19 protein-coding genes and 1 pseudogene are annotated in these 19,269 nt (G+C 68.7%); 13 read left to right on the top strand and 7 right to left on the bottom strand.

The window, feature by feature from the left end; translation table 11 throughout:
• Positions 1-265 precede the first annotated feature (265 nt).
• Positions 266-1,066, top strand: coding sequence for a hypothetical protein (locus DK389_RS00925; protein ID WP_236960503.1), 801 nt, complete (start codon positions 266-268; stop codon positions 1,064-1,066).
• Between the two features lie 207 nt (positions 1,067-1,273).
• Positions 1,274-1,687, top strand: a complete 414-nt coding sequence (locus DK389_RS00920; protein WP_109886902.1) for a hypothetical protein — start codon at positions 1,274-1,276, stop codon at positions 1,685-1,687.
• 126 nt (positions 1,688-1,813) lie between these two features.
• On the opposite strand, the gene leuB is transcribed toward DK389_RS00920, so the two are convergent.
• Together leuB and DK389_RS00910 are read right to left on the bottom strand one after the other, a co-directional pair.
• Positions 1,814-2,923: a 3-isopropylmalate dehydrogenase gene (leuB, locus tag DK389_RS00915; RefSeq protein ID WP_109886900.1), complete on the bottom strand. Its 1,110-nt coding sequence runs from the start codon at positions 2,921-2,923 to the stop codon at positions 1,814-1,816.
• Positions 2,924-3,006: 83 nt separating this feature from the next.
• On the bottom strand, positions 3,007-3,993 hold the full coding sequence (locus DK389_RS00910) for a polyprenyl synthetase family protein (protein ID WP_236960502.1): 987 nt from the start codon (positions 3,991-3,993) through the stop codon (positions 3,007-3,009).
• Between the two features lie 100 nt (positions 3,994-4,093).
• On the opposite strand from DK389_RS00910, the gene mtgA reads away from it, so the two are divergent.
• Positions 4,094-4,798, top strand: a complete 705-nt coding sequence (gene mtgA / locus DK389_RS00905) for a monofunctional biosynthetic peptidoglycan transglycosylase (protein WP_236961102.1) — start codon at positions 4,094-4,096, stop codon at positions 4,796-4,798.
• A gap of 47 nt (positions 4,799-4,845) precedes the next feature.
• Here mtgA and DK389_RS00900 read toward each other — a convergent pair whose 3' ends face one another.
• Positions 4,846-5,085 (bottom strand): PilZ domain-containing protein, encoded by a 240-nt coding sequence (locus DK389_RS00900; protein WP_109886898.1) that lies wholly within the window; start codon positions 5,083-5,085, stop codon positions 4,846-4,848.
• 431 nt (positions 5,086-5,516) lie between these two features.
• Between DK389_RS00900 and DK389_RS00895 the strand changes: the two genes are divergently transcribed.
• From DK389_RS00895 to DK389_RS00885, 3 genes are all read left to right on the top strand, one after another.
• On the top strand, positions 5,517-6,524 hold the full coding sequence (locus DK389_RS00895) for a cytochrome-c peroxidase (protein WP_109895868.1): 1,008 nt from the start codon (positions 5,517-5,519) through the stop codon (positions 6,522-6,524).
• 97 nt (positions 6,525-6,621) lie between these two features.
• Positions 6,622-7,137 carry a hypothetical protein gene (locus DK389_RS00890; protein ID WP_162560434.1) on the top strand — a complete coding sequence of 172 codons (516 nt, stop codon included), beginning with the start codon at positions 6,622-6,624 and terminating at the stop codon, positions 7,135-7,137.
• 3 nt (positions 7,138-7,140) lie between these two features.
• A complete protein-coding gene (locus DK389_RS00885; protein WP_418292091.1) occupies positions 7,141-8,253 on the top strand; it encodes a methyl-accepting chemotaxis protein in 1,113 nt (370 codons plus the stop codon).
• A 4-nt stretch (positions 8,254-8,257) separates the two neighbouring features.
• Here the strand turns inward: DK389_RS00885 and DK389_RS00880 are convergent, their stop codons facing one another.
• Entirely contained in the window at positions 8,258-9,499 is a 1,242-nt protein-coding gene (locus DK389_RS00880) for an argininosuccinate synthase (RefSeq protein ID WP_109886892.1), read from the bottom strand.
• Between the two features lie 164 nt (positions 9,500-9,663).
• On the opposite strand from DK389_RS00880, the pseudogene DK389_RS00875 reads away from it, so the two are divergent.
• Positions 9,664-10,275: pseudogene (locus tag DK389_RS00875) on the top strand (DsbA family protein); the annotation flags it as partial.
• 45 nt (positions 10,276-10,320) lie between these two features.
• Here DK389_RS00875 and DK389_RS00870 read toward each other — a convergent pair.
• Complete coding sequence (locus tag DK389_RS00870) at positions 10,321-11,085, bottom strand: invasion associated locus B family protein (protein ID WP_109886890.1); 765 nt, start codon at positions 11,083-11,085, stop codon at positions 10,321-10,323.
• A gap of 305 nt (positions 11,086-11,390) precedes the next feature.
• On the opposite strand from DK389_RS00870, the gene DK389_RS00865 reads away from it, so the two are divergent.
• From DK389_RS00865 to atpC, 6 genes are all read left to right on the top strand, one after another.
• Positions 11,391-12,086 carry a DsbA family protein gene (locus DK389_RS00865; RefSeq protein WP_109886888.1) on the top strand — a complete coding sequence of 232 codons (696 nt, stop codon included), beginning with the start codon at positions 11,391-11,393 and terminating at the stop codon, positions 12,084-12,086.
• Between the two features lie 280 nt (positions 12,087-12,366).
• Positions 12,367-12,939: a F0F1 ATP synthase subunit delta gene (locus DK389_RS00860; RefSeq protein ID WP_109886887.1), complete on the top strand. Its 573-nt coding sequence runs from the start codon at positions 12,367-12,369 to the stop codon at positions 12,937-12,939.
• 62 nt (positions 12,940-13,001) lie between these two features.
• On the top strand, positions 13,002-14,531 hold the full coding sequence (gene atpA / locus DK389_RS00855) for a F0F1 ATP synthase subunit alpha (RefSeq protein ID WP_109886885.1): 1,530 nt from the start codon (positions 13,002-13,004) through the stop codon (positions 14,529-14,531).
• A 77-nt stretch (positions 14,532-14,608) separates the two neighbouring features.
• Positions 14,609-15,496 carry a F0F1 ATP synthase subunit gamma gene (locus tag DK389_RS00850; protein ID WP_109886883.1) on the top strand — a complete coding sequence of 296 codons (888 nt, stop codon included), beginning with the start codon at positions 14,609-14,611 and terminating at the stop codon, positions 15,494-15,496.
• 48 nt (positions 15,497-15,544) lie between these two features.
• Entirely contained in the window at positions 15,545-17,005 is a 1,461-nt protein-coding gene (atpD, locus tag DK389_RS00845) for a F0F1 ATP synthase subunit beta (RefSeq protein ID WP_109886881.1), read from the top strand.
• 116 nt (positions 17,006-17,121) lie between these two features.
• A complete protein-coding gene (atpC, locus tag DK389_RS00840; RefSeq protein ID WP_109886879.1) occupies positions 17,122-17,523 on the top strand; it encodes an ATP synthase F1 subunit epsilon in 402 nt (133 codons plus the stop codon).
• A 191-nt stretch (positions 17,524-17,714) separates the two neighbouring features.
• Here the strand turns inward: atpC and DK389_RS00835 are convergent, their stop codons facing one another.
• Positions 17,715-18,974 (bottom strand): CCA tRNA nucleotidyltransferase, encoded by a 1,260-nt coding sequence (locus DK389_RS00835; RefSeq protein ID WP_236960501.1) that lies wholly within the window; start codon positions 18,972-18,974, stop codon positions 17,715-17,717.
• Positions 18,971-19,228, bottom strand: a complete 258-nt coding sequence (locus tag DK389_RS00830; RefSeq protein WP_109886877.1) for a DUF6111 family protein — start codon at positions 19,226-19,228, stop codon at positions 18,971-18,973. The genes DK389_RS00835 and DK389_RS00830 overlap by 4 nt, the downstream gene beginning before the upstream one ends.
• Between the last annotated feature and the right edge of the window lie 41 nt (positions 19,229-19,269).

The following is a 19,269-nucleotide window of genomic DNA, read 5'->3' as shown; positions in this document are numbered from 1 at the left end:
TCGCGCACCTGTCAAGGGAGGTCGGGCCATAACGTGGCCCGGCCATGAACGAAAACGTTCGATTCACCGAGACCGCAGAAAGGCGTCCGCCGGTCCGGCGCGGAAACCCGGTGGCGAGCGGCCGCGGCGATGCTGGCGCTCGAACAAACGCCCGGAGCCCGTGCAATCCGATCCGAGACCCCTGATGACAAGAGAACGCCGCGAACCCCGATTTGATGCGCCCGCAGGGCCCGATCCGGAACCGGAGGAGGAAATTCAGCCGGCGGTGCCGCGCCGCTTCGGGCTCGCCCGGTTCACGACACGCGCGGTCGCTGCGGCAGGGGTGATCGCAGTCCTCAGCCTCTATGCCCGCCAGACGATCCGCACGAACCCACCGGTCCGCGAGCCCGAGCAGCCGGTCGCCATCGCCTTCGTGCCCGCATCCGCCTTGCCCGTGCGGCCGGCGGTGCCGGTCGCGGAGGCCGGGCCGCGGCTTCGCCTCGATGACATGGAGGGGATCGAGACCATGCGTGCCGAGCCGGCACGGATCAATGCGGCCACGGGTTCGCGGGAGGCGAGCCTCTCCCGCGGCGATTTCGCCGCGATCGAGGAGACGCATCTGCGGATCATCGTGACGCAAGGGGTGACGGCGGAGCCCGCGCCCAGCCTGTTCGTCGCGTTGGCGCGCCGCGCCGCGGACGGGCCCAATCTGTCCGTGACGCGCACCGGCGAGCGCGGCCGTGTCGATTCGAAGTTCGGCGCCGTCGAGACGATGGAGACGGGGCTCGCCGGAAGTCTGAACCGAACCTGCCTGGGCTTCGTCAGCCTGGAGGCGGCGCCCGTGCGGTTGGAGGGGTGGCTCTGCGCGCCGCTTGGACAGGCGCCGGAGGCACGAGCGCTCGTCTGCGCCCTCGATCGGCTGTCACTCGACGGCCACGCCAATCCCGCCGTCGAGGCGGTGTTCCGCGAGGCGGACACGCGGCGCGACGAGGGCTGCCGCGCCGCGAAACCCGTCACGGCGGCCGGTGAGCCGGCCGGTCAGACCGGCTCGATCGCGGTGGCGCGTCGGGGGCAATCGAAAAAATAAGGCGAAAGCTGGGCAAAAATGTGCAAGCTGAGCCATGAGCCGGGAACAACGGCTCCGCTCGCACGTCATCTCGAAAGACAAGCCGGGGATCGAGGGCACTTCGCGCAAGACCCACAGCGCACGCGGCGACAGCCGCGCGCTAGGCCAACGTGAGAGGCTCTTAACCCTTCGGTGCCAGGATCCGCCCGAATTTAAGCAAGGTGCGTCATGCGCTCATTCAAGATCGCTCTCATGGGGGCTCTCGCCGTCACCGGAATCGGCCTCAGCACGGCCGCAGATGCCCAGGGGCGCTACGCGCCGGCGGGCTACCGGGTGAGCCAACCCCTTCCGATCCGCATCCGTCCGCGCAGCTGGCTCGACGCCGGCAACGTGGTGGAGCCGGGCAGCACCGTGGCGGGCCTCGGCAATCCTGCGACCAATCCGCAGCTGATCGCCGCTTCGAACCAGCTCACTCCGGTCTACGGCCGCAACGACCGCTTCGGCGGCGGCATCCTGCCGGACCCGATCACCAACGGCCCGTTCATCGGCGCCCGCTCGAGCGCGATCCGCAACGTCGACTTCTCGGCCGTCGACGCGATCGACCCGACCTCCTACGTCTCGCGCTACGGCAACCCGTACTGAGCCCACGCGCCGGATCTCAGACGCGAAAGGGCGCCCCTCGGGGCGCCCTTTTCATGTTCGTGTCTGCAGGATCGAGAAACGCGGGAGAGCGGGACCTCGTCCGGACGTGGCGCCCGGAGATCGGCGTCAGCGTGCGCGGGCCTTCAGCGCGGTGATTACCGCCTCGCCCATGCCGGCGGTGCCGACGACCTTTGCGCCGGGCCCGACGATGTCCCTCGTGCGCGCGCCGCCTGCCAGCGCATCGGTGATGGCGCCGTCGAGGAGGTCCGCCGCCTCGCCGAGGCCGAACGAGTAGCGCAGGCACATGGCGAGCGATCCGATCATGGCGAGCGGGTTCGCGAGATCCTGGCCCGCGATGTCGGGCGCCGAGCCGTGCACCGGCTCGTAGAGCGCCTTGCGCGTCCCCCGGGCATCGACCGCGCCGAGCGAGGCCGAGGGCAGCATGCCCAGCGAGCCCGTGAGCATGGCGGCCGCGTCGGACAGAATGTCGCCGAACAGGTTGTCGGTCACCAGCACGTCGAACTGCTTCGGCCGCCGCACGAGCTGCATGGCGCAATTGTCGGCGAGCACGTGCTCTAGCTCAACGTCGGTGTAGTGCTCGGCATGAACCTTGGTGACGACCTCCTTCCAGAGGACACCGGACTTCATCACGTTGTGCTTCTCGGCGGAGGCGACGCGGCCGGAGCGCTTGCGGGCGAGGTCGAAGGCGACGTGCGCGATCCGCTCGATCTCGCCGGTCGTGTAGACCTGGGTGTCGATGGCGCGCTTCGAGCCGTCCTCCAGCACCGTGATTTCCTTCGGCTCCCCGAAATAGACCCCGCCCGTCAGCTCGCGAACGATCATGATATCGAGGCCCTCGACGAGATCGCGCTTCAGCGCCGAGGCATCGGCCAGAGCCGGATAGCAGATCGCGGGGCGCAGATTTGCGAAGAGTCCGAGATCCTTGCGCAGGCGCAGGAGGCCGGCCTCGGGGCGGATCTCGTAGGCGACGCCGTTCCATTTTGGGCCGCCCACCGCGCCGAGCAGGATGGCATCGGCCGCGTCCGCACGCGCCAGGGTCTCGTCCGCGAGGGGCTTGCCGTGCACATCGATCGCGGCGCCGCCGACGAGGTCGGTCTCGGTCTCGAAGGAGGCGATGCCGAGTTCGCGCAGCGCGCCGACTACCCGCTCCACCTGCGCCATCACCTCGGGGCCGATGCCGTCGCCGGGCAGGAGGAGGAGCTTGTAGGTCGTCATGGCGGAACTCGTCAGATGAAACGGAACGTGCCGCGCGGCTCTATCGGCGCGGCCCGTCCTTTGGCAAGCGGGCAGGGGGCCGATCAGGCCTTGCGCGCCACTGTGAACCGGGCCGCCTCGCGCAGGATGTCGGCCTTCCCGCCCCAGCGCGAGACAGCCTCCTCGCACACGCCGACGAGGCGGTCGCACTCGGCACGGGCCCCGTCGAGGCCGAGGCGGTCGACGAGGGTCGCCTTGCCGGCCTCCTTGTCCTTGCCGGTCGCCTTGCCCATCGCCTCGGGCGAGGCCTCGCGATCGAGAATGTCGTCGGCGATCTGGAAGGCTTGGCCCAGCGCGAGGCCGTAGCGCAGGAGCGCGGCCCGCTCGTCTGCATTCGCGCCGCCGACGATCGCTCCCGCCTCGACCGAGAAGGCAAGGATCGCGCCGGTTTTCATCGCCTGGAGCCTGAGGGTGTCGTCGACGTCGACCGCGATCGGCCCGAAACGCCCCTCCGCGCCGAGGTCGAGGAGTTGGCCGCCCACCATGCCGCCGAGGCCCGACGCACGGGCGAGCCCGAGGACGAGGTCCGAGCGCGCGGCCGCATCGGCCTGCCAGCGCGAATCGGCCAGGATCTCGAAGGCCAGTGTCTGCAGGGCGTCGCCGACGAGGATCGCGGTCGCCTCGTCGTAGGCGCGATGCACGGTCGGCTTGCCGCGACGCAGGTCGTCATTGTCCATCGCCGGCAGGTCGTCGTGGACGAGCGAGTAGCAGTGCACGAGCTCGATCGCCGAGCCCGCCGCCAGGGCCCCGGCCTCGGCGCCGCCCAGCATCCGCGCCGTCTCGACGGCGAGGAACGGGCGCAGCCGCTTGCCGCCGCCGAGCACGGCGTGGCGCATCGCTTCCATCAGGCGGGGCGGACGCGCGATCTCGCACGTCTGCACCTCCGGTCCGAGACGTTCTGCGAGGAACGCCTCGACGGCGTCTGCAACGGTGCCGAGCCTGTGGGTAAAGGCGTCGTCCGACGTCCCCACCTGGACCGAAGCGTGGGAAGCTTGCGTTGAGGGCTTCGAGGTGGTCATCGGGGTCGTCATCTAGACTCAGGCCTTGATCGGGAATGAAAGCGTCGCGGTGCGGAGGATCGATCGAAGCGGCGACCCGGACGGCGCCGGGACCGGCCCGGGCAGACGGGACCTGCCGCGGGTGCAAGGTGCTCGCCGCAAGGGTGGCGGGCTGGCGCGGCGCGTCGCCGGCCTGATCCTGCTCCTCACCATCGTCGGCCTCGCCCTCGTCCTTCTGCTCGCGCTCGTCTATAGCGCGCTGACGCCGCCCTCAACCCTGATGCTCGGGCGATGGTTGACAGGGCAGGCCGTGCAGCGGACGTCGGTTCCTCTTGAAGCGATCTCGCCGCACCTCGTGCAGGCCGTGATCGCTTCGGAAGACCAGCGCTTCTGCGCCCATCGCGGCGTCGACTGGGCAGCGTTGCGCAACGTCGTCGACGACGAGGAAGGCCCCAGCCGGGGCGCTTCGACGATCACTATGCAGACGGTGAAGAACGTCTTCCTCTGGCCGGGCCGCTCCTACCTCCGGAAGGGGCTGGAAATTCCGCTCGCGATGCTCGCCGACACGCTATGGGGCAAGCGCCGTGTGATGGAGGTCTACCTGAACGTCGCGGAGTGGGGGGAGGGGATCTTCGGCGCGCAGGCCGCCTCCCGCCACTGGTTCGGCAAGGATGCGCGCAACCTGACCCGGGGCGAAGCGGCGCTGCTCGCAGCCACCCTGCCAAACCCGATCGCGCGCAGCGCGGGCAAGCCCTCCCGGGGCGTGCGCGCGGCCGCGGCCCGAATCCAGGGACGTCTCGGGCAGGTCGAGGGTTTGATGGGGTGTCTGCGCGGCTGAACCATGCTGAGCTGACCGCCGGCGACACGTCGATATGCTCCGGCGGCTCAGTCGAAGCGCACACCGACCTCTCCGCCTGAGTGCCAAAGAACCTGGCATGCCATGCGGATTTGCTGCGGGTCGATCACCAACGTGAACGCGTTTGGGACCTGTATCGCGTCGCTCAAGCTGATCCGGGCGCCCACTTCGGAGAGCGCTACAATCGATACGAGAACATCTTCGCGATTTTCAATCAGAATTCGACCTTTGCGACGAATTCGATTCCCGGAGAGGGTCATGCTCAGCATCGAAGAGGCTCACGTGCGATCTATACAGATCACTATGATCCCCACGCTATTACCGAACATTTACATCGGACCTGAGGCGGCGCGGAACTAGCCTCGACCGCACAAAATTACCGATCTTTGATTGAATTAAATGAATAATACAATCTTAGATACATGTAATGGCATCTGATTTTGCTCTGACCAGACATCTCATGACCCGGATCGAGAAGACGAGACACATGCATGCCTGCATGTCCGGTCGAAGCATTGCAGATAACTGAACGAATTAAATTCATCGCTTCGTGCAGCGCTGAGCATTTTACGCTGCAATTCGGGGCTAATGACGAATGTCTGGTGGAATGCCTTAACCATACGAAGAGCTGCTTCGCGGATATTTGGCTGGCAGGTGGAGCGGTTCCGGCTTGCAGATACGCCTGCAGCCGAGCTACCCCGTGCGACTTCACCTTGCCGCAACGATTACTGCAATTGCAGCCTGTATTTCCGGCCCGGCCGCGGCCGAGGAGAGCTTCGACAAGCTCAAGGCGGCGTATCGCCGTCCGAACGCTATACCCTTCCCGACAGACGCGCCCTACTCGCCGCATATGGCTACGCTGGGCAAGATGCTGTTCTTCGATCCGCGCCTCAGCGGCGAGCAGACCATCAGCTGCGCGAGCTGCCACAACCCGTCTTTCGGCTTCGAGGTCCCGCTCCCCGGCGCGATCGGAGCGGCGAACACGCCGCTGCCGCGCAAGGCGCCGACGGTTCTCAACGCTGCTTGGACGCCGGTCTTTTTCTGGGACGGGCGGGCGCCGAGCCTCGAGATCCAAGCCCAGGGTCCGATCACCGCCGAGATCGAGATGGACGGCAAATTCCCGGAGATCGTAGCCCGGCTGGATGAGATTCCGGAGTACAAAGCCCGCTTCGCGCAGCTCTTCCCGGGCAGGGGAGTCAGCCAGGACAATCTGCTCACCGCCATCGCGACCTACGAGCGGACGATCGTCTCCGGCTGGGCGCCCTTCGACCGATGGGTCGAGGGCGATGAGCGGGCGATCTCGGAGGAAGCGAGACGCGGGTTTGCCCTTTTCAACGGCAACGCGGCCTGCGCGACCTGCCACTCGGGCTGGAACTTCACCGACAACCGGTTCCACGACATCGGCGTCCCGACGACCGATATCGGGCGAGCCAAATTCGACAACGACGATCCCAAGGCGCGCTACGCCTTCAAGACGCCAGGTCTCCGCAACCTGACCTATCGAGCTCCGTTCGGACACGGCGGTCAGTTCCCCGACCTCGACGCGATCCTCACCTTCTACGAGACCGGCGGCGTCGAGCGTCCCTCGAAATCGCCTCTGATCCGCAAGCTCAACCTGACGGCGACCGAGCGGCGAGATCTCCTCGCCTTTCTCCGCTCGTTGACGGCTGAGAAGACCGAGACGGCACTGCCGAACCTTCCGAACTGAGCCGGCGCGCCCTGAACCGGGCGCGCACCCGCAGCAGCGCCACGCCGGACCATCCACCATGTCGATCGCGAACCTCTCCATCCGAGCCAAGATCCTCGTGCCCCTGCTGATCGTCCTCCTCGTTGCGACGGCATTGAGCGGCCTCATCGACTTGCAGAGCCTCTCGGCCATCTCCGAGCTGAGGGCACTGTCGCGCAAGACCGTCGAGGCCGAAGATTCGAGTCGCGAGGCGCGCGAAGCCTTCGAGAAGGGCGAGCAGATTCTCGCCCGTGTCCTCGCGATGACGGACTTTCAAGATACCCGCGGTGTCGAAGCCGATTTCCGGAATGCCACCAGGAAGCTTGCCGCCGGCCTCGATCTCCTGCGCGTGGCGACCCTATCGGAGCGGATGAGCGGGCTGGGGGCCGAGGCTAAAGGCGCTGCCGAACGCTGGCAGACGGACGCGGAGATTCTCCTCGGCATCCGTGCGGCACAAGCGATCCCCACGCTGGAGGCGATGAGCCGCCACAGCGCCGGCCTGCGACGTCAGCTTGACGAGGCGGTTGCCCTCGCAGGCCAGGAAGCGCAGATCCGCAGCGCCGAGGCCGAATCCGGGTTGCGCAGGCAGATCTGACTCATCCTCGCGGCCGGTTTCGGGCTGGGTCTCGGCGGGAGCGCCTGCGCGATCTGGCTAGCCGGGAACATCTCGCAGCCGCTGGTGCGCCTCGTGGCCGACGCGAACCGGCTCGCCGCCGGCGACGTCTCAGTACGTGTCGCCGACCTCGAACGGCGGGACGAGATCGGCGCCGCAGCTCGGGCGGTCGCCGGCTTCCGCGACGGCGTGGTCGAGCGGGCACGGCTCGACGCCTTGTCGGGGAGCGAGCAGAGCGCACGGCTCGATCGCGGCCAACGTATCGAGTCGTCCATCCGAGCGTTCCAGGACGAGGTGCGTGCAGTCCTCGCAGTCGTCGACCGGACCACCGCGGGCATGGCGGCATCCGCTGACAATTTGGTTGTCGTCGTCGGCGCGATGCAGCGGGAGGCCGGCGCGGCGACCCAGGCTTCCGGGCAGACCCGCGCCAATGTCGAAGGCGTAGCCGACGCGGCGAGCGAGCTCACGCGCTCGGTCCGGGCCGTTGCCGAGCGGATTTCCGAGACCTCCCGCATGGTCGCAAGGGCCACGGCCGACGCGCAGGCCGCGAACGGTGCGGTGTCGGATCTCGACCAAGCCGCTCAGCGCATCGGGGATGTTGTCGCGCTGATCCATAAGATCGCCGGCCAGACGAATCTCCTCGCGCTCAATGCCACGATCGAGGCGGCACGGGCCGGCGAGGCCGGGCGCGGCTTCGCGGTGGTCGCCAACGAGGTCAAGGAACTCGCCGGCCAGACGGCGAAGGCCACCGAGGAGATCGCCCGTCGGGTCGCCGGGGCCCAATCGGCCACGGGCGGCACCGTCGCCGCGATCCGCGGGATCGCGGGCGCCATGGACGGGATCAACGTGATCGCCGCCGAGATCGCTGGCGCGGTCGCCGAGCAGCGGCGTGCAAGCGAGGAGATCGGCCGCAGTGCCGAGGTCGCGAGCGCGCTCACCGTCGAGGCGAGCACAGGCATCGGCGCGACGGAGGCCGGCATCCGGCAGACCGCGCAGGCGATCAGCGGCGTGCGCCAAGCGGCCGGAGAGGTCGATCCGGGCACCGCGCGCCTGCGCCACGCAGTCCAGAGCTTCGTGGCGCAGGTCTCGGCGGCCTGAAGTCTCAGTCGCCGAGCTTCTTCTTCCGCTGGGCCAGCGTGCGCAGCCGCAGGGCGTTGAGCTTGATGAAGCCCGCCGCGTCGCGGTGGTCGTAGGCCACCGCGCCCTCCTCGAAGGTCACGAGATCCTGGTCGTAGAGCGAGTTCGGGCTCTCGCGGCCGATGACGTGGACGCCGCCCTTGTAGAGCTTGAGCCGCACCGTGCCCGTGACCTGCTCCTGGCTCTTGTCGATCAGCGCCTGCAGCATCTCGCGCTCCGGCGAGAACCAGAATCCGTTGTAGACGAGCTCCGCGTAGCGCGGCATCAGCTCGTCCTTGAGGTGCGCAGCCCCGCGGTCGAGGGTGATCGACTCGATGGCGCGATGCGCGGGCAACAGGATCGTACCGCCGGGCGTCTCGTACATGCCGCGGCTCTTCATGCCGACGAAACGGTTCTCGACGAGGTCCAGACGGCCGATGCCGTTGGCGCGGCCAAGTTCATTGAGCCTGGCCAGCAGCGTGGCCGGCGACAGCGCCTCGCCGTCGATCGAGACCGCGTCGCCCCGCTGGAAGCCGATCGTGATCACGGTCGGCGTGTCGGGCGCCTCCTCGGGCGAGAGCGTGCGCGAATAGACGTAATCCGGCACCTCGTCGGCGGGATCCTCCAGCACCTTGCCCTCGGAGGAGGCGTGCAGGAGATTCGCGTCGACCGAGAACGGGCTCTCGCCGCGCTTGTCCTTGGCGATCGGGATCTGGTGCTGCTCGGCGAAGGCGATGAGCGCCTCGCGGGAGCGGAAATCCCACTCCCGCCAGGGCGCGATCACCGTGACGTCGGGCTTGAGCGCGTAGTAGCCGAGCTCGAACCGGACCTGATCGTTGCCCTTGCCGGTGGCGCCGTGACAGACCGCGTCGGCCCCGACCTTCTCGGCAATCTCGATCTGCTTCTTGGCGATGAGCGGCCGGGCGATCGACGTGCCGAGCAGGTAGACGCCCTCGTACTGCGCGTTGGCGCGGAACATCGGGAACACGTAGTCCCGGACGAATTCCTCGCGCAGATCCTCGATGAAGATGTTCTCGGGTCTGATGCCGAGAAGCTCGGCCTTGCGGCGGGCCGGCTCCAGCTCCTCACCCTGGCCGAGATCGGCCGTGAAGGTCACGACCTCGCATCCGTAGGTCGTCTGCAGCCACTTCAGGATGATGGATGTGTCGAGGCCGCCTGAATAGGCGAGGACCACCTTGCTGACGGGCTTCTGCGGCGATTGGGACATGGGCTCGGACTTCGGTTCGTCGGGCGTCGCGGCGGCTTATCGTGGCGCGGCCGGGCCTGCAACCGCCGGGCCGCGTCGATCGTTCGCACAAGCCCGGTCGCCTTATCGCGGACACGGCGGCGGGGGAGGACTAGCCTGCACTCACGCTCCGGAGATTCCCCGATATGGCGCGGCGGCCGACCCTCGAGTTCTGGTACGAGTTCGCCTCCACTTATTCCTACCTCGCGGCGATGCGCGTCGAGGCTCTGGCGGGGGCCGCGGGCGTGGCGGTCCGCTGGCGCCCCTTCCTGCTCGGGCCCATCTTCGCAGCCCAGGGTTGGACATCCTCGCCCTTCAACCTCTTCCCGGCCAAGGGCCGCAACATGTGGCGCGACCTCGAGCGCGAGGCCGCGCGCCTCGGGCTGCCGCCGATCACGCGACCGGATCCCTTCCCGCAGAACAGCCTCAGCGCCACCCGCGTCGCCGTTCACGGCGCGGAACAGGACTGGCTCGTCCCCTTCAGCAAGGCGGTCTACGCGTCGGAATTCGCCGAGGGCCGCTCCATTGCGGAACCCGCTGCCGTCGTCGCGATCCTCGACCGGCTCGGCCTCGACGGAACCCAGACCGTGAAGAGCGCCTCGGCGGAGGCGAACAAGACCCGCCTGCGAGTCGCCGGCGAGGAGGCGCGCTCGCGCGGCATCTACGGCGCGCCGACCTTCCTCACCGACGACGGCGAGTTGTTCTGGGGTAACGACCGGCTGGAGCAGGCCCTCGCCTGGGCGGCGGGGGAGCGTCCGGGGGCCTGCGCTGAGGGCGCCGGCGGATGGCCCGGCGCCGCTGCCTCAAGGTTTCGGCGCAGCCTCCGAGGCAGGTGCCGCGGTGTCGGCGGCCGGTGCGGCGCCCGTCTTCTCCGCCTCCTGACGCTTGCGGGCCTCCTCGGCCCGGCGCGCCACCTCGGCCTGATACTTCTTCTGCTCCTCGACGGTCATCGCCGGCCCTTCGAGGGCGGCTCCGAGCCCTTCGAGGGGCACCACGAAATTCACCTCGCGCTGCGTCTGGCTCATCACCGCGAGCTTGAGGCTCGCACCCTTCTTCATCGCGGCGAGCACGTCCGTCCCGATCGTGGCCTCCGAGAAGCAGCCGATCGACAGGCAAGCGTTGAACTTGCCCGTCGTCGCCTGCCGTCCGTCGATCGTGAAGCGGATGCCGGACTGGATCATGAAGCCGAGCGGCACGAGGAAGCGGACGACGCGGGCCTCCTCCTTCGTCTGGCCGCTCCGCATCTCATAGAGCGCGACCGCCATGAGCGGCTTGCCGCTCTCCGACACGAAGTCGCGCGTGGTGCTGCAGAGATCGTTGCCGCCCTGGTCCTTGTTGCAGATCTTGAGCCAGCCGGGCTGTCCCGGTTCGGGCTTGGTCGCCAGAACCTGCGGCGGCTGGGCCTGCGCCTGTTGCTGCGTCGGAAGGGTCATCGGCGCCGTGATCGGCGGTGCGACGTTGCCCTTGTCGCTCTGCTCGGCGAAAGCCGGCCCGGCAGCGAGCGCGCCCGCGAGCGCGAGCAACGCGGCGGCGCGCGGGTGGCGGGGCTGGATCTCGGCAAGGAACATCGGAACGGACCCCTTGGGTAGACCGGATAACGGATCGCGGATCGAGCGACACCCGGACACGTTGCGCCCGCTCGATCCGGAAGGGCGGCCTGCATTCCCGTGGAATGCGGCGAAGACATGATGCGGGCACATTCTTGATGTGAGCGCTCTCGAAGGGGCGCCCCCGGCGCGGCCCGTCCCGGCGGATGCACCGGGGCCGGAAACGCTCTATGAGCCCGCTCCGACCCGCCGGCGCAGATTCAGCGCCAGCCGTTTCCCGCCGGCCGCCCGGACCGGGCGACCGTGCCGCCAGGATGCAGCGCCCCATGCCGATCGACCGCCGCCGTTTCCTCGCCGCCGCCGCAGGCCTCGCCTCTGGGACAGGATGGGCCGGCATCGCGTCGGCGCAAGGCTATGGCCAGACCGACAGCGTGACGAACGACGAGGGACGTCCGGTGGCCAACATGCGGCTGCCGGGCGAGATCACCGGCGAGATCACGGCGCTGCGCGGGGTCACATATGTCGGTGCCCGCGAGGCCGAGACGACCCTGTACGAGTTCTTCGACTTCAACTGCCCGTATTGTCGGAAAGCCGCGAGCGACCTTGCCTCGCTCTCGGCGAGCGACGGCGCGCTGCGCGTCGGCCTCGTGCACAACCCGATCCTGTCCGTGCAATCGGCGCAGGCCGCAAGGGTCGCGCTCGCGGTCCAGCGCAAGCTCGGCTCGGCCGCGGCCTGGAGCCTGTACACGCAACTCCTCGGCAGACCCGGCCGGATCGACGGGCCAGGCGCCCTGCAGGCCGCCACCGCCTTGGGGCTGCCGTCAGCCGAGGCCGAGAGCATCGCCGACAGCGAGGAGATCCGCCTCGCCCTGAAGAGCCACATGCGGATGGCGGCAGATCTGGGACTCTACGCGACCCCCTCCTACGTGCTCGGCAATTCCGGGATTCTCGGTCACCCGGGCGTACGCGCGCTGGCCAGAATGATCGCCTCGCTGCGCCGCTGCGACCGCATCGCCTGTTGAGAACCGGACGGTTGGCGGCTCTCTCGGCGCCTCACCTTCGCCACCGTTCACCATCACGGAAAGCGGCCCGTGGGGACGCCCCAGCGCCGGTTCGCGGCGTCGGTCGCCTCGCCTTGCGCGCACCCATCTCCCATGCTAGGCGGTCGCCGCGTCGGCGGAGGGGCATCCACGCGCCCCGAGCGGCCGGCACATTCCCAATACCCAGGGGTCCAGCGCCGAGCGCCTCGTGTGGGGCGCGATCCGGCCGGACCCCGGGCAAGGACAAAAGAGAGAGCGGCGGGTGGCGCAGAACGGTACCGAAGCGGGTCCCCTGGTTGCAGGCGTGGCGGGCCGCTACGCCTCCGCCCTGTTCGAACTGGCCCGAGATGAGCGCCAGGTCGACACGGTGGCCGAGAATCTCGACCGGTTCGACGCCCTCCTGAAGGAGAGCGCGGACCTGAGCCGCCTCGTGAAGAGCCCGGTCTTCTCCGGCGAGCAGCAGGCCGCCGCGATCGGCGCCGTCCTCGACAAAGCCGGGATCAACGGGCTCGCGGGCAACTTTATCCGGCTCGCCGCCGCCAACCGACGCCTCTTCGCCCTGCCGGACATGATCCGCGCCTTCCGCGCGCTGGTGCGCGCCTCGAAGGGCATCGTCCGCGCCGAGGTGCGCGTGGCCGAGAAGCCCTCCGACGCAGTGCTGGAGGAGATCAAGTCCAGCCTGCGCGACGTCGCCAAGTCCGAGATCGACATCGAGCTGCACGTCGATCCGAGCCTGATCGGCGGCCTCGTGGTGAAGCTCGGCAGCCGCATGGTCGACGCCAGCCTGCGCACCAAGCTCAACGGAATTCGCCTTGCGATGCGGGAAGCCCGGTAGGCGCCGGACGCCGACCCCGCTCCCGTCCCTGACAACACACGATTGAAGTAAGAGGCCCGACGATGGACATCCGCGCCGCCGAGATCTCCGCGATCCTGAAAGAGCAGATCAAGAACTTCGGCGAAGAGGCCGAGGTCACCGAGGTTGGCCAGGTCCTGTCCGTCGGCGACGGCATCGCCCGCGCCTACGGCCTCGACAACGTCCAGGCCGGCGAGATGGTCGAGTTCGAGTCGGGCGTGCGCGGCATGGCGCTCAACCTCGAGCAGGACAACGTCGGCATCGTGATCTTCGGCTCCGACCGCGAGATCAAGGAAGGCCAGACCGTCAAGCGCACCGGCGCCATCGTGGACGTGCCGGTCGGCAAGGGCCTGCTCGGCCGCGTCGTGGACGGCCTCGGCAACCCGATCGACGGCAAGGGCCCGATCGTGGCCGAGGAGCGGCGCCGCGTTGACGTGAAGGCCCCGGGCATCATTCCGCGCAAGTCCGTGCACGAGCCGATGGCGACCGGCCTCAAGGCGATCGACGCGCTCATCCCGGTTGGCCGCGGCCAGCGCGAGCTGATCATCGGCGACCGCCAGACCGGCAAGACCGCAATCGCCCTCGACACGATCCTCAACCAGAAGCCCGCTCACCAGGGCACGGACGAGAAGGCCAAGCTCTACTGCGTCTACGTCGCGGTGGGCCAGAAGCGCTCCACCGTCGCCCAGTTCGTGAAGGTGCTGGAGGATCAGGGCGCGCTCGAGTACTCGATCATCATCGCGGCGACCGCCTCGGACGCTGCGCCGATGCAGTTCATCGCGCCCTTCGCCGGTTGCGCCATGGGCGAGTATTTCCGCGACAACGGCATGCACGCCGTGATCGTGTACGACGATCTCTCCAAGCAGGCCGTCGCCTACCGCCAGATGTCGCTGCTGCTGCGCCGCCCGCCGGGCCGCGAGGCCTACCCGGGCGACGTGTTCTACCTCCACAGCCGCCTGCTGGAGCGCGCCGCCAAGATGGGCGACGCCGCCGGTGCCGGCTCGCTCACCGCGCTGCCGGTCATCGAGACCCAGGCCAACGACGTGTCGGCCTACATCCCGACGAACGTCATCTCGATCACTGACGGCCAGATCTTCCTCGAGACCGACCTGTTCTACCAGGGTGTGCGCCCGGCGGTGAACGTGGGCCTCTCGGTGTCGCGCGTCGGCTCGGCCGCGCAGACCAAGGCGATGAAGAAGGTCGCCGGCAAGATCAAGGGCGAGCTGGCGCAGTACCGCGAGATGGCCGCCTTCGCGCAGTTCGGTTCGGACCTCGACGCCTCAACGCAGCAGCTCCTGAACCGCGGCTCGCGGCTGACCGAGCTCCTGAAGCAGCCGCAATTCTCGCCGCTGAAGATGGAAGAGCAGGTTGCGGTGATCTACGCCGGTGTGAACGGCTACCTTGACAAGCTTCCCGTCAGCAAGGTGCGGGCCTTCGAGGACCAGCTCCTCTCGACGCTCCGCTCGAAGCACCAGGATCTGCTCACCGGCATCCGCGACTCGAAGGACCTCTCCGACGAGAACGCCGGCAAGCTGAAGGGCGTGGTCGAGGGCATCTCCAAGTCGTTCAACTGAGACGACGGATCGCCGAAGCCGGGCGCGCCCTCCGCGCCCGGCCCTGAGCCGCCCGCGACACACCTGGAAACCTCCCGATGCCGAGTTTGAAGGATCTGCGTAACCGCATCACGTCGGTGAAGGCGACGCAGAAGATCACCAAGGCGATGCAGATGGTCGCCGCCGCGAAGCTGCGGCGCGCCCAGAACGCCGCCGAGAGCGCGCGGCCCTACGCCGAGAAGATGTCTCAGGTGCTCGGCAACCTCGCCGGGAACCTCGTCGGCGGCGTCGGCGCGCCGAGGCTCCTGTCCGGCACCGGCGAGGACCGCACCCACCTCCTCGTGGTCTGCACCGCCGATCGCGGTCTGTGCGGCGCCTTCAATTCGTCGATCGCCCGCCTCGCCCGCGACCACGCCAACCGCCTGCTGGCGGAGGGCAAGACGGTGAAGATCATCACCGTCGGCAAGAAGGGCTACGACATCCTGCGCCGCCAGTTCCGGCAGCAGATCATCGAGAACATGGATCTGCGCGGCAACAAGCCCGTCGATTACGACTTCGCCTCGGAGATCGCGGAGAAGATCCTCACGCGGTTCGACGCGGGCGAGTTTGATGTGGCGACGCTGTTCTACTCCGAGTTCCGCTCGGTGATCTCCCAGATTCCGACCGCGCAGCAGCTGATCCCGGCGGAGCTGCCGGAAGGCGGCGAGAGCACCACCGGCGCGCCGGCCGATTCCGCCATGGAATTCGAGCCGAGCGAAGAGGCGATCCTCGCGACGCTTCTGCCACGCAACCTCACCGTCCAGGTCTTCCGGGCGCTCCTTGAGAACGCGGCCTCCGAGCAGGGCTCGCGCATGAGCGCCATGGATTCCGCAACCCGCAACGCGGGCGAGATGATCAAGAAGCAGACGCTGATCTACAATCGCACGCGTCAGGCCATGATCACCAAGGAACTGATCGAGATCATCTCTGGCGCCGAGGCTCTCTAAGAGCCGCCCGGACGCCCCGCCCGCACAGATTCGAAGGACACGCACATCATGGCGAACACCGCTTCCCCCGTCGCCGGCTCCAACAAGGTCGGGCAGATCACCCAGGTCATCGGCCCCGTCGTCGACGTGCAGTTCGACGGCCACCTGCCGGAGATCCTGAACGCCCTCGAGACCAAGAACAACGGCGCCCGCCTCGTCCTCGAGGTCGCCCAGCAGCTCGGCGAGAACACCGTGCGCTGCGTCGCCATGGACACCTCCGAGGGTCTCGTCCGCGGCCAGGAGGTCACGGACACGGGCGAGCCGATCAAGGTGCCGGTCGGCGCCAACACGCTGGGCCGCATCATGAACGTGATCGGCGAGCCGATCGACGAGGCCGGCCCGATCGAGACCACCACCTTCCGGGCGATCCACCAGCCGGCCCCGGCCTACGACGAGCAGTCGACCGAGGCGCAGATCCTCGTCACCGGCATCAAGGTCGTCGACCTGCTGGCCCCCTACGCCAAGGGCGGCAAGATCGGCCTGTTCGGCGGCGCCGGCGTCGGAAAGACCGTGCTGATCATGGAGCTGATCAACAACATCGCGAAGGCCCACTCGGGCTACTCGGTGTTCGCGGGCGTCGGCGAGCGGACCCGCGAGGGCAACGACCTCTACCACGAGATGATCGAGTCCAAGGTGAACATGGACCCGAAGGAGCACAACGGCTCGGCCGAGGGCTCCAAGTGCGCGCTCGTGTACGGCCAGATGAACGAGTCGCCCGGCGCCCGTTCCCGCGTGGCGCTGACCGGCCTCACCGTCGCCGAGCAGTTCCGCGACGAAGGCCAGGACGTGCTGTTCTTCGTGGACAACATCTTCCGCTTCACGCAGGCGGGCTCCGAGGTGTCGGCGCTCCTCGGCCGCATCCCCTCGGCGGTGGGCTACCAGCCGACGCTCGCCACCGACATGGGCGCCCTGCAGGAGCGCATCACCACGACCACCAAGGGCTCGATCACCTCGGTGCAGGCCATCTACGTGCCGGCCGACGACCTGACCGACCCGGCGCCCGCCGCCTCGTTCGCCCACCTCGATGCTACGACCGTGCTCTCGCGCTCGATCGCCGAGAAGGGCATCTACCCGGCGGTGGACCCGCTCGACTCGACCTCGCGCATGCTCTCGCCGGCCATCCTCGGCGAGGAGCACTACGACATCGCCCGTCGCGTGCAGCAGACCCTGCAGCGCTACAAGGCGCTCCAGGACATCATCGCGATCCTGGGCATGGACGAGCTCTCGGAAGAGGACAAGCTGACGGTGGCCCGCGCCCGCAAGATCGAGCGCTTCCTCAGCCAGCCCTTCCACGTGGCCGAGGTCTTCACGGGCTCGCCCGGCAAGCTCGTGGCGCTCGAGGATACGATCAAGGGCTTCAAGGGCCTCGTCAGCGGCGAGTACGACGACCTGCCGGAAGCGGCCTTCTACATGGTCGGCACCATCGAGGAGGCCAAGGAGAAGGCCAAGAAGCTCGCGGCCGCCGCCTGAGGCGCCGTCTCCCTTCCCGCGAGCGGGGAGGGGCCAGGGGTGGGGCGGCAACCCGCACCACTCCGCTCCCAGCTTCTCCCCGCTCGGAGGAGAGCTTCTGAAGAGACCCTGATCCGATGGCCACATTCCAGTTCGATTTCGTCGGTCCCGAGCGGACGCTCTATTCCGGCCAGGTCGAGGCCGTGCAGCTGCCGGGCACCGAGGGCGAGATGACCGTCCTGCCCGGCCATGCGCCGGTGCTCACCTCGCTCAAGGTCGGCGTCATCGTCGTCACCGAACGCCAGAATAGCGGCAAGCGCATCCTCGTGCGCGGCGGCTTCGCCGATATCGGCCCGACCGGCGTGACCGTCATCGCCGAGCGCGCGGCCCCGATCGAGGAGGTCACCCCGGCCTCGATCGACCGCGATATCGAGGCGGTCGAGCTGCAGCGCGACGCCAGCGAGGATCTGCAGCGCCGCGAGGAGCTGAACGGGCAGATCGTGCAGCTTCAGGAGACCAAAGTCGCGCTGGGTCTCTGAACCGACCCAGATCCGATCTCAGGACGGAAACGCCCGCCGCTCCCGGCTCAGCCGGGGCCGGCGGGCTTTTTCTTTTCCGACCACGGACGCAGACGTCTTGGAGGGCGCTCCGATCCCTTGTCGAGAGCGGAGACCGGCCGTGATCGGAAGGGGTGGCGCTCGCAAGTCTCCGCGCCTGTCCGACAGCCCAATCAGCGATCTCGGCTGACAGCCAACGCTTCCTCGAGCAACGCCTCGCGCGCGGCCGCGTCGACCGGGCATCCGCGCGCGAGCCAGATCTTGCGGGCGGCCGCGAGGGCGCGCCCGATCGCCGGGCCCGGTGCGAGGCCACGGGCGACGAGGTCGGCGCCCGTCAGCGGCATCAATGGCCGCACCGCAGCGGGATCGAGGAGGGCGGGGAGGAGCGCGCGCGCGTCCGTGGAGAGGTGAGGCCGCGGTTCGCCCTCGGTTGCAGCGAGCACGCGGCGGAGGGTCGAAGCGCCGTGCTCCGCCGCGAAGGCGCGGAGCGCCGTCGCATCGACGTCCTCCGGGGTGATGAGGGCAGCGAGGGCCCGCGCGTAGGCGAGAAGGACAGCCTGCTCCGCATTCGAAAGGCGCAGCCGCACCCGCAGGCGCTCCACGTCCGTGACGCTGAGAACGAAGGCCGCGGCGAGCCGGCCGTTGACGCACAATCCGGCGCGTGCGGCGCGTTCCAGCCGGCCAAGATTGGCGATGCCCGCGATCAGGCGCGGCAGCAGGCCCGTCTCGCTTAGGGTCTGAATCGCTGCCACGCCACCCGGCGATATCAAGGCCTTCAAGAATTCGGCCCGCACCCGCTCGCGGGACAGGCCGTCGAGGCTGTCTCGGGCCCGGATGCAGGCGGCGAGGCCGGCAGTGTCCGGCTCGGCCGCTCCGAAGCGTGCGTGGAAGCGGAAGAAGCGGAGGATGCGCAGGGCATCTTCGCGAATCCGCGTCTCCGGATCGCCGATGAAGCGGACACGGCCCTCGGCGAGATCGGCTAGGCCGTCAGTGAGGTCGTGGAGCACGCCGTCCGCCCCGAGCGAGAGCGCATTCATGGTGAAGTCGCGCCGTTCCGCGTCGCGGGCGAAGTCGCGCCCGAAACGGACGACGGCGTGACGCCCGTCCGTCTCGATGTCTTCGCGCAGGGTCGTCACCTCGAACGGGTCGCCGTCCGCGATCACCGTGACCGTGCCGTGTTCGATGCCCGTCGGGACGGTCTTGAGCCCGGCGGCCTTGCCCCGCACCATCGTCTCGGCAGGCAGCAGGGTCGTGGCCAGATCGATGTCGGCGACGTCGCGGCCGAGGAGCGCGTCGCGGACGCAGCCGCCGACGAGGCGCGTCTCCTCGCCGGGCGCGGCGAGGGCGGCGAGCACGGCGGCAACGCCCGGCCGGGCGAGCAGGCGGCTGAGTCCGGGCGCGTCGAGGCTGTCGGGGATTGCCGCCCGCGTCACCGGAACTGCCCCGGAACGAGGCGGCCGTTCTCCATGTGCGCCGGAACGTAGCCGTCGGCGTGTCGCTCGGAGAACAGGCCGGTGACGAGGAGGGAGGCGATCACGACGCCGAACCCCGCGAGCACCAGCCGAAAGACCTGCGCCTCCCAGTGAACCCGGTGGAACGGGTTGCGGCCAACGAGCAGCAGGTAGCCGAAGAAGAGCAGGAACGGGATGAGGAAGAGGCCGACCTCTTCGAGGACGCGACGGAGCATGGCACCCGGACAGGCGATGGATCGGGCGGGCGACGGGGCCC

It is taken from the genome of Methylobacterium durans (genome assembly GCF_003173715.1).
GTDB classification, from domain to species: Bacteria; Pseudomonadota; Alphaproteobacteria; order Rhizobiales; family Beijerinckiaceae; genus Methylobacterium; species Methylobacterium durans.
Note: the sequence above shows the minus strand (reverse complement) of the source record. Positions and strands in the feature narration are given on the sequence as shown.

What these genes read in the sequence shown, in the direction of transcription:
- DK389_RS00830 (WP_109886877.1), bottom strand. Translation starts at nt 19,228, where the DNA reads ATGCTCCGTCGCGTCCTCGAAGAGGTCGGCCTCTTCCTCATCCCGTTC.
- atpA (WP_109886885.1), top strand. Translation starts at nt 13,002, where the DNA reads ATGGACATCCGCGCCGCCGAGATCTCCGCGATCCTGAAAGAGCAGATC.
- DK389_RS00880 (WP_109886892.1), bottom strand. Translation starts at nt 9,499, where the DNA reads ATGTCCCAATCGCCGCAGAAGCCCGTCAGCAAGGTGGTCCTCGCCTAT.
- DK389_RS00870 (WP_109886890.1), bottom strand. Translation starts at nt 11,085, where the DNA reads ATGTTCCTTGCCGAGATCCAGCCCCGCCACCCGCGCGCCGCCGCGTTG.
- DK389_RS00920 (WP_109886902.1), top strand. Translation starts at nt 1,274, where the DNA reads ATGCGCTCATTCAAGATCGCTCTCATGGGGGCTCTCGCCGTCACCGGA.
- DK389_RS00910 (WP_236960502.1), bottom strand. Translation starts at nt 3,993, where the DNA reads ATGACGACCCCGATGACCACCTCGAAGCCCTCAACGCAAGCTTCCCAC.
- atpD (WP_109886881.1), top strand. Translation starts at nt 15,545, where the DNA reads ATGGCGAACACCGCTTCCCCCGTCGCCGGCTCCAACAAGGTCGGGCAG.
- DK389_RS00850 (WP_109886883.1), top strand. Translation starts at nt 14,609, where the DNA reads ATGCCGAGTTTGAAGGATCTGCGTAACCGCATCACGTCGGTGAAGGCG.
- DK389_RS00900 (WP_109886898.1), bottom strand. Translation starts at nt 5,085, where the DNA reads ATGCTGAGCATGACCCTCTCCGGGAATCGAATTCGTCGCAAAGGTCGA.
- atpC (WP_109886879.1), top strand. Translation starts at nt 17,122, where the DNA reads ATGGCCACATTCCAGTTCGATTTCGTCGGTCCCGAGCGGACGCTCTAT.
- leuB (WP_109886900.1), bottom strand. Translation starts at nt 2,923, where the DNA reads ATGACGACCTACAAGCTCCTCCTCCTGCCCGGCGACGGCATCGGCCCC.
- DK389_RS00865 (WP_109886888.1), top strand. Translation starts at nt 11,391, where the DNA reads ATGCCGATCGACCGCCGCCGTTTCCTCGCCGCCGCCGCAGGCCTCGCC.